Source organism: Methylomonas koyamae (genome assembly GCF_006483455.1).
In the GTDB taxonomy this organism is placed as follows: Bacteria; Pseudomonadota; Gammaproteobacteria; order Methylococcales; family Methylomonadaceae; genus Methylomonas; species Methylomonas koyamae_B.
The window spans coordinates 44,434-59,802 of the sequence record NZ_PPPU01000009.1 but is presented as its reverse complement, the minus strand read 5'-3'; the positions used below and the strand labels follow the sequence as shown (position 1 = coordinate 59,802).

Genomic DNA, 15,369 nt, shown 5'->3' with positions numbered 1-15,369 from the left:
ATCCGCTCCCCCTATTTCCTTCGCTGAATTTCCGATGGTTCGATGTCCCGGCCTGTACCGATAAAAAAAGCTCAGGCAAAGCCGCGGCCACCGGCTCGCGCCGGCCGCGCCAAACCGCCGCGTAAAGCCAAACGCAAACCGCCGTTTCGGGCGGAATGGAACGGCTGGCTGCTCAGTCTGGAAATTGCGGCACTGGCCGTCGCCGCGGTGTTGGCGACCATGTTTCTGCTGGGCTATTCGGCCAGCTGGTTGTCCGGCCCCGGTTTTTTTGCCAATTTGTTGCCTTTCGCCGGCGGTGTCGTGTTGCTGGTGTTGGCTGCGGCATTATTGTTGATTGTCTGGTGGCAGGCGCGGCGCTGGCTCAGCGAGCGTTTGCGCTATTTGCCGGCCGCGACGGCAGTCGCGTTGGCGCTTAGCTGGGTTTGGTTCGTGCTGCACGACGGTTACACGCCGGTATTCACTCATTTTCGGACCCTGGTCGGCGGCAAGCAGGAGGCCGAGCGGGTGACGCTGGCGCATCAAGTTTATGCCGCGTATCGCCGGCACGACACCGGCGGCCTGCAAAAAATGCTGGCGCGGGCGGCGGCGTTCGATCCGGCGATTACCGATGCGGCAAAGGCGTTCGATGTCGATGCCGATTTGCTGCACGGTATCGCCGCGACCGAATCGTCGTTCATGCCGCGCGACAGCCGCGACGGCGGCAAAGGCTTGTTTCAAATTACCGCGGTACCCAAATCCATCACCCGCGAAGCCGCCCGCGAACTCGGCGTGGCCGAGCCCTCGGTCGCCGACCCTCGCCACAACGCCTATCTCGCCGCGGCGACTTTCAAGCACTACCTGGCAGAAATGAACGATGATCTGTTCCTGGGCTTGCTGGCGTATAACATCGGCCCGCGCAACGGCGGTTTGCGTTTCATCATGCAGCAGTACGGCGCCAGCGATTTCGCGACGATGCAACCTTATCTGCAAACCCTGCCGCGGGATTACCCGATCCGGGTGTTGTCCTATGCGTTGGCGTTCAAGTTGTGGCGGCACGACGGCAAGTTATTGGCCTACGAGGAGGGCGATAACGCCGTCCATATCCAACAGGTGGGGATTCCGGGGCTTTGAACGGCGGGTTGGCAGGCAGTCCGGCGGAGATTCGGACCAATGCCGTTCAGTTTGGAAAAACTCTCATCCCGGCAGTGAATGCCGGCTGCCACATCCCTGTGGACTGGATACCGGCAATCCCTGCCGGTATGACGGCTTAACTCACTGGCATTCGGTTTACCTGTTCATCGCAATCACGTTGTTGATCAGGCTGATGCCGGGAAAGTCGGCCATGATGATGCCCACCCGTTTGGTCAGGCGGATGTTCAGATTCAAGCGTTTGTACAATTCGTTCAAAGTGGCGTAATTCAGGCGCAGATCGGCGATGAATTTACTGCTGAGCTGGTTGGTACCCAGGAAGGCGATCGAGCACAGGCTGCCCAGGCAACTGACCCTTGGGAAATCCGGATAGGTATTCGGGTTGGTCAGCGTGGTCAGGCCGGTCATCAATTGCGGCGCGCCGGTCTCGTGGGAACTGTGGCCGCTGGCGACGAAATACGGGAAGGCGCCGGTCGCACCGCTCAGGTAATTCAGATAGATTTTATTGCTGTCGCCGGTTGATGCCGACATGATTTGGCTTTTGACCTGCTGCCATTTGCCGTACAAGTCCCAGTTGGTTTTCAGTTCGTAGTTGTCCTGCACCGTGCCCTGGTTTTCCAGCGACGAGTACGAGATGCCCTGTAACACGCCGGCGAAGTTTTGCAGCATCACCACCTTGCCGCGGACTGAACCCAGTGTCGGATTACTTGTGCCGTTCGGTGTCCAGAACAGGCCGGGATATTTACTGGCGATGGCGTTGAAGGTGTCGGCAAAGCTGCGGGTATTGTTCTTGCCGGTATTTTCCTCCTTGACCCGCATCACCACGGTTTCGCCCGGATTCGCCGCCAGAAAGGCGTCGACGGTATCCAAAACGTCGCTGAAGGTCGCGTTTTGCAACACGATGCCGTGGGCGATTTGGAAATTGTTGGCGATATGCCAGCAACGGATATCCAGCACCCGGATGCCGGCATTCAATTGGGTTTCCAGGTCCATGGACTGGGTTTGGGGAATGTCGCCGCCGTACAAAGCCATCGAATCGTGAGTTCCTGGTAGCGACAATTGGCTCAATCTCAGCGTATCCGGCAGCGCAGTCAGCCATTTGGGATTGACGGCGCCGTTGTAACTGTCGTGGGAATAGGCGGCGTGGTCGATGGCGGTGGCGGCACCGGCGTCGAAGGCGATCGCGGCGGCGAATGTGCAGGCGGTCAAAATGGATTTGATGTTCATAGTAGCGTCCTCTTTTTGGCGGAAATTTGTTGGGTTAATGCCGATTGCTTCGGTCGCTAACTACATCGCAAAGCCCGTGCCGGATTGGGCGATATTTTTTATGTATTTGATAAAAAACGATTATTTTGAATTTTGCCGACTGCTGGCGTTGAGATGAGGGCCGATTTCGATACGATATTTCGTAAGCAGTACAATATGCCGTAACTCGCTAGCCGCTAGCGGCTGCCGGAAAAATCGTGCCGTCGGCAGCGGCTTGCCTGCTTTCGCCGCGCCGAATTTGTGTTAATTTTGCCGGCTCGTTTCGTTACCACAGGAGCCTGCCGCATGAGCCACGACCCCGAAATAGCTGCGGTAAAGCAGTATTTACTCGATTTGCAAGACCGGATTTGCGCCGCGCTGGAGGCGGAAGAGGCGGATGCGCACTTCACCGAAGACGCCTGGCAGCGGGCCGAGGGCGGTGGCGGCCGCAGCCGGGTGTTAGCCGGCGGCCAGGTATTCGAACAGGGCGGCGTCAATTTCTCCCACGTGTTCGGCGACAGCCTGCCGCCGTCGGCGACCGCGAAACGGCCGGAGCTGGCCAACCGGCAGTTCGAGGCGATGGGGGTGTCGCTGGTGATCCACCCGCGCAACCCTTATGTGCCGACCTCGCATGCCAACGTCCGCTTTTTCATCGCCAAAAAAGACGGCGAGCCGTCGATCTGGTGGTTTGGCGGCGGCTTCGATTTAACGCCGTTTTACCCGTTTTTGGAAGACGTCGAGCATTGGCATCGCACCGCCCGCGCCGCCTGCCAACCGTTCGGCGATGAGGTTTACCCCAAATATAAAAAGTGGTGCGACGAATATTTCTATTTGAAACACCGCAACGAAACCCGCGGCGTCGGCGGCCTGTTCTTCGACGATTTGAACGAACCCGATTTCGCCCAGGCCTTCGCCTTTATGCAAAGCGTCGGCGATCATTACATCCCGGCCTATTTGCCAATCGTGCAAAAACGGCGGAATACCCCTTACGGCGAGCGGGAGCGCGATTTTCAGTTATATCGCCGCGGCCGCTACGTGGAATTCAATCTGGTATACGACCGCGGCACCTTGTTCGGATTGCAGACCGGCGGCCGCACCGAATCGATTTTGATGTCGATGCCGCCGCTGGCCCGCTGGCAATATAATTGGCAGCCCGCGCCGGGCAGTGCCGAAGCCGAGTTATACGAAAAGTATCTAAAACCTCAAAATTGGTTGGGAAATTGACGCCGAATCGAGCGATAGCCGCCAAATTGATCTCGGCCGATAAACTGGTATTCTTGGTTGCGGAACTATTCGAATTCGTCTTTAACCACGCTTGAAAACGGAAAAATCTGGTATGCAAACATTAACTAAAACAATAACAAAGACTGCGACGATGATTGTTTTCGGCGCATTACTGCCGCTTGGTCACGCTGCCTGGGCGGAGTCGGACATGAAATTGCAGGAAAAAGCGCTGAAGGCGCGGGAAATGCAGAACATGGACCACTCCAAGCATGCCGAGATGGAGGAAGCCGATCCGACCGGCGGCTTTCGCGGCGTGTTCTATGGTTATCTGCCTTGCGAAAAGGAAGGTTGCGACGGTTTTAAAATGACCTTGTCCTTAAAGCAAAAGAATAATTACTTGCTGGTTACTCAATATGCGCAGGCGTCCTCCCGCGAGTATTACGACAAGGGTAAATACGCTTGGGACGATAACAGCCGGATTCTGACTTTGGTGTCCAATAAATCCGAGGAAAAGCGCCTGTTTGCGATCAAGGACCAAGGCACCTTGGTGCATTTGAATAAAGACGGCCAGCCGTTGGCGGGCGATCAGGACGATTACACCCTGAGCCGTAGCGACAAGGCCAAGTCCCGCGAAGTGCACATCCATTAGCGGCTGGCGGCTGTTGTTAACGTCGCTCGCCTCCGGGCCGCAGCCGGCGGCCCGATAAATCGGCGAGAGCATCTATAATTCCAGGCTGATAAATTTTATTTTGGCGCCCTCGGTCAGTCTTAACCGGGGGCGAATCCGAATTTGGCAGCACCAAGGATTGTATGCTCGACCTGATCACCGAATTATCCCGGCAACAGCACGCGCTGGCTCGGCGGCGCTATGGCGTCGGAGTCGCAGCGCTGGGCTTAAGCTGGTCTTTGACTGGCGCGGCAGCATTGCCGGACTCGGCTCCGGTATCCAGCGAATTTTATTCCCTGCAACTCTACGGGCTTGGTTTCGAAGCCGGCGGCCAGCGGGCCGGGGTGCATATTTACGACCACACCTTCGATGCTGCCGCTTTCGGTTTTCTCAGCATCGTCAACGCCAATACCTCGCAAACCATTTTTTCCCGGACCTACGGCGATTACGGTAACTTTACGACGGCAGGCACCTTTTCCGAGAATTTCCTGCTGCCGTACGCTACGCCGTTGAATATCAGCATAAATGGCCGCGAATTCAGCAATATGTCGATCCTGATTGGCGGCCAGGTCGTGGCTTCCGGCGGCAGTTTTAACGGCCAGTTTCCCAGCTATTCCACGTCGTTGACGATAACGGAACCGGACCCGCAGGCCAACAACGACAGCTACGCCACGACCAAGGATCTGCCGGTGGCCATCAATCCGCTGGCGAACGACCTCAATGCGGCGCAACTCGTTAGCATTGGCAGTCCGGCCCACGGCAGCATCGGCAACGGCCGGAACGGCATGGTCTATACCCCGGCGCCGGGCTTCGTCGGTACCGACAGTTTCAGTTATACCGTCAGCAATACCAATAACGTCCAGGCCAGCGCGACCGTGACCGTGACCGTGGCCGACGGCGTTTTAAGCGACGCCGGCCCCGATCCGGAAGACAAAACCCTGATCGAAGTGGTCGAGAATATCGTTTCCGGCGGCGGCGCGTCGCCGGCCCTGCTGGAGCGGGCCGAGGGCATCGCCTTGCTGCTGAATCAACCGGGCGGCCTGGAGAAAGTCACTGAGGCCCTGCAAAATCTGGCGCCCGAGGAAACCGTATCCCAGGCCCTGAGCGGCAGCCGCTTGTCGCGGATTCAAGTCAATAACATCAACCAACGCCTGATCGAGCTGCGCGGCGGCGCGACCGGCATCAGCCTGAAGGGGCTGTCGTTGAATGTGGACGGGCAAAGTTTGCCGGGTTCGACCTTGGCCGGTTTGGCGCCGTATCGGGCCAAAGGCGGCGCGGCCGGCGACGGCGAGTTGTTCGAGCGTCTGGGTCTGTTTGCCAACGGCCAGTTCGAAACCGGCGATCGCAGTGAGACCCGGCTCGACCCCGGCTACCGTTCCAGAACCTACGGCGTCAGTATCGGCGCCGACTATTGGTTGACCCGCAAGTTCTTGCTCGGCGTTTCCGCCGGCTACGGTTACACCGATTCCAAACTCAGCGCCAACGCCAGCCAATTGGATATCGACGCCTACACCGTGTCCGGTTTCGGTTCGTACTCGATTAGCGACAGCATGTTCGTCGATTTCATCGCCAACGGCACTTTTAATGCCTACAAAAACGTCCGCAATATCGCTTACGTCGACGCTTTCGGCCCGGTCAACGAACAAGCCAAGGCCGACGTCGACGGCGCGCAGCAGCGCTATAGTTCGACGCTGGGCTACGATTATCCCTGGGGCGCCTGGACCTTCGGTCTGCGCGGGCGCGGCGAATACAGCAAACTGGTGATCGGCGCCTACCGCGAACACGGCGCCGCCGGGTTGAATCTGGCCATTGCCGAGCAAGAGATCGTGTCGGCGACCAGCGGCTTGGGCTTTATCGTCAACTACGCCGCCAGCACGCCGTTCGGCGTATTCACGCCGCAAGTCAATCTGGAATGGGAGCACGAATATCAAAAGGATGCGCGGCGGATTCTGGCCAGTTTCGTCGACGACCGTTCCGGCAATACCTTTTCGGTACGGACCGGTGGGCCGGACCGCGACTATCTGAATCTACGCAGTTCGGTATCGGCCACGCTACCTAACGGCGGCTCGGCTTTTATCCAATACGAAACCGTGCTCAGTTTACAGCACGAAAGCCGGCATACCTTTAATGCCGGCGTGCGGTTTTCTTTTTGAGCAGGCGTTTTTATGCAGGCTGCAGGTCTTATGCCGCGCCGGTACCGCAGCATTTCTTGGCTTTTTTACCGGAACCGCACGGGCACGGCTCGTTGCGCCCCACTTTAGCGGAGGCGCGTTGCGCATCGCGCAATTCGGCATGGCCGCCGACGTATAGCCAACGCCCGTTTTCGCGGCGAAATTCGGATCGCTCGGCGTGCAGCATCTCCCGATTGTGCTGGCGGAAGCGGGCGACGAATTCCACCTCCGCAGAGTCGCCGCGTTCGGCCCGGTCGACGATCTGCAAACCGGTCCATTCGCATTCGTCGGCCATCCGTTCGATATCGGCGCGGCCGAATTTGGCGCTAATTTCCGGGCTTTGGGTCTGGGCGATGTAATCCAATTGCCGCGTCGCAAACGCGCTGTAGCGCGAGCGCATCAGTGCCTCGGCCGTCGCGGCCGGCGCGCCGGCGATGATCGGGCCGCAGCAGGCCTGAAAATCCAGGCCGGAACAGCAGGGGCATAAATTCACTGGGGTTCTCCGTTGGTTAAACCTTCCCGCTTCAGGCGGCTTTGGCGGTGAGTAGTTCCAATGCCAAGTCTCGTTTGGGGCATGGAACAATTTGAAAGCTTCGTTTACACGAAAGGCGCGAAGACACTCGAAAAAACGCTTACGCTCCCGAGTATGCCCGAGCCGAACGATTTTAATCCGGCTTTGTTTTCTAGGGGGAAATTGAAACTGCGCTGATTTTTGAAAGGTACCGTTTCATGGAAAATAGAGTCAGAGCCTTGAGAGGCTCAATGGCTTGCTAGGTACAAAATTGGTCGAGTTTATGCTCGTTATCGGCCACTTTGCGACATTGAATGATAACGTAGGATTGGCAGCAAAAAACCTGAAAGCTGTCGCTCAACGTAGTGATAACTCAAAGGAAAATGCTCCACCCTACCGGAACTTTATCATTCCCACGATTACGCTGCCGCTGTGTAGTTACGCGGGCTCATTGCCTCGATTCAGGCAATCGTCGATGATATGCAAGATTCACATAGGCTATTGCCAGCAAACCATTAACCGCGCACATATAAAATTTATGCTAATTATAAAGAAATACAGTTTCAAGTATCCGGTTAGGCATCGTACACAATTAATTAATACCTGCTTTGTATGTTTGATTTTATTGTTTTTGCTGCCACTCGAATCCGAGGCAGTAACATCGATAAAGTGCGATGAAGGGGCCGTCCATACAGGTGCTCAATTTGAAGTGATTGGCAGCGGTCATGAATTAAGAAGCGGGCCTGGGAAAAAATATGACCGAATTGTAAATGCAACTGCGACCAGTATGAGTACAAAAACCCAGTATGTGAGCATTGATGATTCCACTACAATTTACGAAGAGTGCACAAGCCAAGGGTGGTCGTGGATAAGAGTAATTAAACCAGATTGGCTCCAAGACTCACACCGTGGATGGGTTGAAACTAAGTATATTGATAAAGGATCATCCTCAGAAAGTGGCAACAAAAATGTAGCAAAAATTCCTTCATATGTATTAGAGCCTTATACATCTAAGGAATACCCTAAAACTGTCGCCAAATTTAAGCCTCGATTAAAGGAAATAGAATTGTTACGGAAAAAAGCAGCAGTAATGGCTATTGAGAGCGGAAAATGTCCTCGTATTACAGTAGCAGAAGTTGACGATGATAGTACATTAAAAAATCTTCGCTTCTATGTTGATTGCGAAGGGGGGGCAAGACTTTATCTTACTGAGAGTGAAATACTTAAAGATTCACCTGTAAGAACCCAAAAGGAAAAAGCTTGGACTCCAGATAATGCAATTGCATTCTGTAAGCAAGGCATAAAGGATAGAGCTCTTATTCCTTCGGAAGCAGAAATTCATGACATCATGGGTACAACTTTTTCAGAAGCTCCGGTAACACATAATGTCGTATTAACTATGAATTTCGAAGCTAAAAATGCATTTGGTGTAAAAATACCATATAAAGCTACTTGTCATTTTGAGCCAGGAATATTGGGTACGATAGATATATCCTTAAGAAAATAAGGCGATATAACATGTCTTGGGATGAATCTGAGGCCATGTATGAAGCGGGGTAAGCTGATGCTATGGCGTGTCTCGCAGCCAATGTATACCATCACAAGAATCACCAACAGATGTCATAACTAAATGATGGTTTAATGGCTGTTCATTTCCAGTGTATTTATGGGAAAAATAGTGGACAGTTTCGTCAAAAACCCAGTCTTGGTCGGGCGGCGCATAAGATTGGAAAAGGTGACAATATATCCAACGTAAATCCTTCCCAGAATTGTCAAAATTTTGCGCTGTGTTGAAAATACGTTTATATCGTTCTGCTTCAACAAGCACACCATCTAGTGTCTCTAACCCAACGTGAACCACGCAGTTTTTGTTTTCTGGTAATTGCTCTACTGCTTCACCTAAACGCTTACGAATATCGCGGGCTTTTTTATCAATGGAGGCTTCTGCATCACAATGCCAGAAGGCTCCAGCAGCAAAATCCATTGTTGTTAAATATTTGTTATTTACCCGTTCATCTCCAAAGCGACCAGTTTTTCCCAGCACAACATGTGTAAAACCTCGATTTGGGTCACGATAACCAGCAATCAGTTCATTCAAATGATTGGATGGTATTTTGACAGAAAATTTTTCAAGATGTGCTCTCGCCTTTTCAAAGTTGACCGTATCAAAGCTCACTTGCCATTGTTCATTAGAAATTACTATACATGGTGATGACAACAACGATAATTTGCCAGCAAGCTGTCGCACTAAAAAATCATCTGGAAGCGTATCAAGTTCAACATGAAATACAATTTCAAAAACTGCGGGTATCTGCTTGTCAACAAGATAGTCTCTAAGATGCCGCCACATCTTTAACCATTTTTTCCGCTCTTCCTTGCTGTAACCTGAAGTCCCATTCAATCGTTTGCATTCAATAAACCATTCCGTATTTCCTGAAGCTACTTTTATATCTGGACTTTTTTTGGGTGGTGCTTCTGGTATAAATGACACATCTTCCCAGCCATTACTTTTCCATAAAAGAGCAACCAAAATTTCAAATAATACAGAATCAGGTTCTGGTATATTTCTTTTTCCAAAAGATAAAAGGTTACTTACTTTCTTATCAATTCCTCCAATTTGACGAAGTAGCTCAAAGTCAGTGCCTAATCGTTCAAATATTGGAATAACTCTTGCCCCTTGAATCGGTTCATATTTTGTTGGCTCAGTTAATATCATTTCTGCCAGATACAAATACCAACCAATTTTGTCGGACTGAAATGAGATAGATTCATAATTTCTTGCTTTCTCTCGACAGTTTTTTCTTGTATGAATATATCTAAGGTGCTTTTCTATTGCTTCCTTACGAGTACGCCATTCTGCTGGTTTTATAAAATCTAAAAACCATTCAAATACACGTTGTACTTCTGGATTATTTGCGCTTTGCATCGTATTTTGATAACGCCGCATTCAGCGGCTCGTCCGCTGCAATGCTTTGGTATATTTTTCAGCCACTTCATTCAGTTGAAGTTTGGAGGCTGCATATATTTGATTATATGCCAAATTGACAATAGCATCATTAAAACGCGTTACTTCAGTTTCACTTAACACCTTGCACTGTATTCCTTGATATTCGCTTCTTTTTGTTAGTAGCAACGCTTTTTTTGGCGATAATGGATAATAAAACTCTAAATGGTCGTGTTCTTCTACTTCATGACCGAAAGCGGCATATGTGTTGATAATTGGTTGATCACCCGTTAAAAAGGAAGTACTTGTATGATTTTCCAAGAAAACAGCACTCCACAAGGTTCGTTCAACATATATGCTCCAACCAAGAGTAGTTGAAAAGATATGGCTTAATATATTCCATGCTTTATCTACATCTAGAAGGCCTAGCTCTGTCACTGAACTTGTAGCATTTTCTTTAATATTTTTTGTTCTAAAATACTGTACGCAAATATAGTGAATGAACTCAATAACAAACTCCTCGTCATTTAAGAAGTTAGTGTTGTTAGTTAACATTCCGTCTAGAAATTTAATAGCGCTAGCTTCAATTTCTGAATGAAAATTTTCACCCAAGTTAATAATTTGTGTGTCGAGCTCTTGCTCAACCTCAGCGTCGCTGATACCTAAATTATTTACGATGTCACGAATTTTAAAAACAGCAGTGAATAGTTCAATCCACCCGTGGTTTAACTTTTTGAGCATTTCTGTTTGATCTGAATGTATAAGCAACTTTATAAAGTCAATCTCCTGATGGGTCAGATCCTTTAATCGGTAAAAGTCACGTTCTTGTCCGATATTCATCAAGTTACTAGGGAAAATTTTCTGATCTCGATAACACCATATCTGCTCGTTGTCAGACCATGCTCGCAAATAATTTCTCCAGACATAATGATGTCTTCTTTTTTTCATTCTAATTCACTCAAAAAATATAACAAGGAATTAGACGGTTTCCATATATCTATCGGAAAAAGCTCGTCTACAAGATAGTTTATTGATCTGCATATGATTTTCCTTTCCGTATATCATCGATAATAAATAACAGCGACCGAAATTGATCAAATTGCTGCCATTGAATCAGATGGAGCGACAGTCAGCAATGGGTCGAAACAAGACAATCACGCTCGCAACCAAACTATGGATTCTCCGGGTATCCAACTCCAGCCGTTTGATTGGGCTCAATCTCAGAGTCACCAGTCTTCATTCCAACATCACTTTGCAAAAGCTCCTTTGATCTTGAAAATTGGCTGAAACCCAGGGATGTACGCTCTATGCCGGAGTTCGACGGCAATATCCGAGGCTGTAAGTTCAGCACCGGTCGGCTTATTGTTGGTCTCCCACCGGTGCGGCAAAGGCGTCGGACACCAGGGTTTCGACGTTGCTGCCGGTCAACGCCTGTAAAAACGCAACCAAATCGGCGATTTCCGCCTCCGTCAGGCCTAGCGGCTTGATCAGCGGCGATAGATTCTCGTTCGGCGTGCCGCCGTTGTTGTAGAAACGGACCACATCCGCCAAGCTCGCCAGCGAGCCGTTGTGCATATACGGCGCGCTCAACGCGACGTTGCGCAGGGTCGGCGTTTTGTAAGACCAACGGTCGGCCGGGTTCTGGCTGATTTCGTAATAGCCCAGGTCGCTGGCTTTCTCGCCGGCCACGCCTTGCAGGTTGGCACTGGCGACCTCGACGAAGGTGCCGGGAGCGACTTGGATGCGTTGTTTCTCCGGGGTTTTTTGCATCGCTTCGGCGTAGCCGATCCCGGTGTTATGGCGGCGTTGGTCGGTAAACAGCGCGTAGTCGGGGGTGATGCGATGGCAGGCGCTGCAACCGGCTTTACCGGTGAACAGCTCGAAGCCGCGTTTGGCCTCGTTAGGCATGGCCTTGGCCTGTTTGCCGAAATACCAGCGGTCGAACGGCGAGTCGGCGGCGTTTAAGGTGCGTTGGTAGCTGGCCAGCGCCTGGCCCACGGTTTCCATGGTCGGGCCCTTGCCGAAGGCTTTGGCGAACAGGGTGCGGTAGGCGGCGTCTGTTTTGATTTTATCGATGACGTAGCCGATGGACGGATTCGCCATTTCATTATGCGCCAGCAGCGGACCCCAGGCCTGCTGTTCCAGGCTGTTTTCGCGGCCGTCGTGGAACAACAATCCGGCATAGGCCACGTTGTACAGAGTCGGGCTGTTACGACGCACGCTGCGACCTTCTATCCCGACGGCGGTCGCCATTTCGTTGTTGCTGAACCCTTGTTCCGGGATGTGGCACATGGCGCAGGAAAAGGTATCGTTCAGCGACAGCCTGCGGTCGTAGAACAGTTTGCGGCCCAAGGCGATTTTGGCCGGTGTCAGCGGGTTGTCCGCCGGCTGCGGCAGTTTGGGCAGACCCAGCGGCGGCTTGCGCGCAAATTCGATCAACCGGGCCGCTTGGCCTTTGCGTTGCGTCAAGGCCAGGGAGCGGGTGCGGTAATCGGTTTGTTGGTAGCCTTGTTTGTCGTCGCCGGGGCGGAGCAACTGCGCGTCGCTGGCCGATGGCGGCTCGGCCGCTTCACTGTCGCCGGCCAGCAGGGTTTTGATGTCGTTGATCAGGGTGTCGGCATGCAGAAAATCGACGCTGTAGATATTGCGGATGTTTTTATTGCGGTCGATCAGGTAAACCCGCAGCAAATGGGAAAAGGTGCCGGTGAAGCGGCCCTGGTCGTCGTAAATTTTTTGTACGCTCTGCTGGTAACCGTCCAGGATCGGCTGCAACGCCGCGTCGTCGCGAGTGGTCAGAAATTGCCAATCGAACTCGCCGGCATGGAATGCCGCGCCGTAATGGCGCATCGTCTCCGGCGTGTCTAGCGGATTGAAGCTGAGCGTCAGCAGCCGCAGGTTTTTGGCCAGCTCCGGTTGCTTTTGCAGTTGCCGGCCGATCTTGTGCAGAACCTGGGTCGCCAACGGACAGCCGTTGACGTCGCTGCAGGCGGCATAGACGAAGCTGAGCACAACCAGTTTGTCGCCCATCAAATCGTGCAGGCGCAACGCTTTGTCGGCAGTGGACAAGACTTCGCCGTCCGCGGCCGGGCCGATCGGCGGTAAGCGGTAACTGCCCGCTGCGGCCGGGCGGTAAGGCAAGGCGGAGTGTCCCGGTGCCAACGGCGCGGTGTCGTTGGCGGCGATAGCCGGGCTGGCCAGAATCGACCACAACAGAAAAAAGCAGAAAAGTCTCATGGCACGGGCTCGCGGAAGTAGGTGGCGCATCGGCGCCGAAACCGAAAATAATGGGGGCCGGCGGCAGGTTCGCCCGGACCGATTCGGGCGAACATCTTACCGCGCAGCGGAGAAAATTAGGAATTTCTAATTAACATTTTCGAACCGGAAACGACTGTTAGCCAGTCTGCTCGACTCGGTTTAGCGGAACCGGCTACTTCGGCCATTTGCCGTACAAGGCGTAAGCGCCGAAGCGCATTTGGTGGGCGCGCCCCAGTTTTTCCTGATAGAAATCGATCGCAAAGCGCTCGGTCAATTGTTTGCCGTCCCAGGCGTAAGCTTTGAAATATTGCTCGTTGTCCGGCCCTTTCTTATCCCAGTTTGCCAGTAGCGACGAGGTGAAATACAAGCGCTTGCCGTCCCAGCTGGACGACACCATGTTCACCTGAGAGCCTATGGTTTGTTCGAAGACCTGTTGCGGGTTGTGGGCGTCGCCGATGTCGAACAGGCGGACCTTCCCGTCCATGAATGTGGTGGCCCACAGGTATTTGTCGTCGCTGGAAATGGAAATGTCGACCGGCAACGGGACCTCTGCCGGCTGGCCGATATCGGCGACGTCTTTGGCTTGCCATTCGTCGTTGGCGTCGGCATGGATCAGCCACAGCTTGGATGTCAGCGCCGAGGCGGTGAAGCAGTAGTCGTGGTCCGGGCGCCAGGCGCAACGGATTTCCAACGGGGCGCCGGGGACATCGAATATTTTCTTCGGTTTGCGGCTATGCAAATCCCATTGCACGACGGTATTGCCGAAGCGCTTCATCGCTTCCGGGTCGGCCAGCATCTTGCCGAAATCCATCATGTAATTCGACCAACCGGTGAACGACGAAGTCAGCATCAAATTTTTGCGGGGCAGGGCGCGCAAGTCGTAGTTGTAGCCGTCAGCGTACTGGCCGGTTTTGACGGCGCCGCGCAGGTTGCCGTCGGTCGGCATCCAGTGGGTGTTGATATAGCGCCCGGCATTGCTGTATTCCACCACCGCGGTGCGGCCGCCGTGGTCCTTGTTGTTCGACAGGCCGGTTACCAGCATGCGGCCGGGTACGGCGTAAAAGCTGTGCGGTCCGACCACGCCGCCGCTTTTGGCGACAAAGTTTCTGATGACTTTGACCAGTTTGGGTTTGGCGGGATTGCTGGCGACGTCGAAGATGAAAATCTTGTTGGTATCCAAGCCTCCGGCCCACAGGTAGCGGCGGTCGTCGGTAAAGTCGGAATGATGGGCTTCGTTGCGGCCGCCGACCGAGACACTGGCTACCACTTTGCCGTAGTGCTTGGATTTTGGATTGACGTCGACGGTGACCAGTTTGTCCTGTTCGTCGCCGATGCCTTCGGCGCCCAATGTCCAAACATAAACGAAATCCTCCTGGCCGGTGATTTTCGCCATATACGGCGAGGCGCAGGTTTCGTCGGATTGCGCCGGCAGGGAGGCGAATGCCAGCATCGAGGCTGCGGCGGCGAAGCCCAGCCATTGGGTTAGCGAGATGTTTTTCATAGTATGTGCTCGTTTTGATTGTGGAGTAATACGCATTGTTGGCGCCGCAAGCCCGTTACCGGGGCAATGTCGGCACGCCGAAAAACATACCGGATCCCCGGTGCGGTTTCGCCCTCCGCACGGAGGGGAGGCGGGGGCTGGCGAGACAGGCTCGGCACCGGAAAGCGGTCGCCGGATGCTGTTCGGGATGAATCGGTCGGCGCGATTAAGCCGGGTGGAGCGTTACGATGGCCTTGTTTTTGAGGGTGCTAAAGACCGGGAGTGAATGGTGTACCGGTGGTCTGAACCAGGTCTGAGGGCAGGCTGGATGCCGGCAGTGAGGGGCTTGTAGCGGATCAGAACGCCGCCGCAGTGGATTTTTGCGGCGGCGGGGAGAATCCGCAACCCCGTCTACTGGTTTGCGGACCCGTGGGTTGGTGGCTTTCGCTTATTTCAGGATTTCGGCGGCGGCCGCTTTTAATTTGGCCGTGTCGGCCTGCATCGGTTTCATCATGTCGTTTTTGGAGGCTTTGGCGCCGGCCACCAACTCGTCGACGGTTTTGAATTTGCCTTTCAGGGTGTCGACGCTGGGCGCTACCGAGCCGTTATGGCAGCCTTTGCAGGTATCGGCGTCGCCGGCCGACGCCAGGGATGGCAGCAGAGCCACGGTAATGGCAGCGGTGAAGGTTACTAGGGATTTTTTCATTCTCGGTCTCCTCGGTGTTGTAGTAGTTATTGACGCTG

At 53.3% G+C, this 15,369-nt stretch carries 12 protein-coding genes; 5 read left to right on the top strand and 7 right to left on the bottom strand.

The window, feature by feature from the left end; translation table 11 throughout:
- Window positions 1-42: 42 nt before the first annotated feature.
- Complete coding sequence (locus tag C2U68_RS05060; protein ID WP_140911430.1) at window positions 43-1,110, top strand: lytic transglycosylase domain-containing protein; 1,068 nt, start codon at window positions 43-45, stop codon at window positions 1,108-1,110.
- Window positions 1,111-1,266: 156 nt separating this feature from the next.
- On the opposite strand, the gene C2U68_RS05055 is transcribed toward C2U68_RS05060, so the two are convergent.
- Entirely contained in the window at window positions 1,267-2,355 is a 1,089-nt protein-coding gene (locus C2U68_RS05055; protein ID WP_140911429.1) for a phosphatidylinositol-specific phospholipase C, read from the bottom strand.
- A 324-nt stretch (window positions 2,356-2,679) separates the two neighbouring features.
- Between C2U68_RS05055 and hemF the strand changes: the two genes are divergently transcribed.
- The 3 genes from hemF to C2U68_RS05040 all read left to right on the top strand — a co-directional run bounded on the left by hemF (window position 2,680) and on the right by C2U68_RS05040 (window position 6,417).
- On the top strand, window positions 2,680-3,597 hold the full coding sequence (gene hemF, locus C2U68_RS05050) for an oxygen-dependent coproporphyrinogen oxidase (RefSeq protein WP_140911428.1): 918 nt from the start codon (window positions 2,680-2,682) through the stop codon (window positions 3,595-3,597).
- A 208-nt stretch (window positions 3,598-3,805) separates the two neighbouring features.
- Entirely contained in the window at window positions 3,806-4,246 is a 441-nt protein-coding gene (locus C2U68_RS05045; protein ID WP_260839221.1) for a copper resistance protein NlpE, read from the top strand.
- A 161-nt stretch (window positions 4,247-4,407) separates the two neighbouring features.
- Window positions 4,408-6,417 carry an autotransporter domain-containing protein gene (locus C2U68_RS05040; RefSeq protein ID WP_140911426.1) on the top strand — a complete coding sequence of 670 codons (2,010 nt, stop codon included), beginning with the start codon at window positions 4,408-4,410 and terminating at the stop codon, window positions 6,415-6,417.
- A gap of 28 nt (window positions 6,418-6,445) precedes the next feature.
- Here the strand turns inward: C2U68_RS05040 and C2U68_RS05035 are convergent, their stop codons facing one another.
- Window positions 6,446-6,928, bottom strand: a complete 483-nt coding sequence (locus C2U68_RS05035) for a YchJ family protein (RefSeq protein WP_140911425.1) — start codon at window positions 6,926-6,928, stop codon at window positions 6,446-6,448.
- Between the two features lie 493 nt (window positions 6,929-7,421).
- Between C2U68_RS05035 and C2U68_RS05030 the strand changes: the two genes are divergently transcribed.
- Window positions 7,422-8,453 carry a hypothetical protein gene (locus C2U68_RS05030; RefSeq protein ID WP_186289499.1) on the top strand — a complete coding sequence of 344 codons (1,032 nt, stop codon included), beginning with the start codon at window positions 7,422-7,424 and terminating at the stop codon, window positions 8,451-8,453.
- 60 nt (window positions 8,454-8,513) lie between these two features.
- Here C2U68_RS05030 and C2U68_RS05025 read toward each other — a convergent pair whose 3' ends face one another.
- The 5 genes from C2U68_RS05025 to C2U68_RS05005 all read right to left on the bottom strand — a co-directional run bounded on the left by C2U68_RS05025 (window position 8,514) and on the right by C2U68_RS05005 (window position 15,331).
- On the bottom strand, window positions 8,514-9,893 hold the full coding sequence (locus tag C2U68_RS05025) for a hypothetical protein (protein ID WP_140911423.1): 1,380 nt from the start codon (window positions 9,891-9,893) through the stop codon (window positions 8,514-8,516).
- Window positions 9,894-10,838 carry a DUF4238 domain-containing protein gene (locus C2U68_RS05020; protein WP_140911422.1) on the bottom strand — a complete coding sequence of 315 codons (945 nt, stop codon included), beginning with the start codon at window positions 10,836-10,838 and terminating at the stop codon, window positions 9,894-9,896. It abuts the gene before it with no gap.
- Between the two features lie 411 nt (window positions 10,839-11,249).
- Window positions 11,250-13,124: a cytochrome c peroxidase gene (locus C2U68_RS05015; protein ID WP_140911421.1), complete on the bottom strand. Its 1,875-nt coding sequence runs from the start codon at window positions 13,122-13,124 to the stop codon at window positions 11,250-11,252.
- 193 nt (window positions 13,125-13,317) lie between these two features.
- Window positions 13,318-14,646 carry a selenium-binding protein SBP56-related protein gene (locus tag C2U68_RS05010; protein ID WP_140911420.1) on the bottom strand — a complete coding sequence of 443 codons (1,329 nt, stop codon included), beginning with the start codon at window positions 14,644-14,646 and terminating at the stop codon, window positions 13,318-13,320.
- 427 nt (window positions 14,647-15,073) lie between these two features.
- Complete coding sequence (locus tag C2U68_RS05005; RefSeq protein WP_140911419.1) at window positions 15,074-15,331, bottom strand: hypothetical protein; 258 nt, start codon at window positions 15,329-15,331, stop codon at window positions 15,074-15,076.
- Window positions 15,332-15,369: the final 38 nt, after the last annotated feature.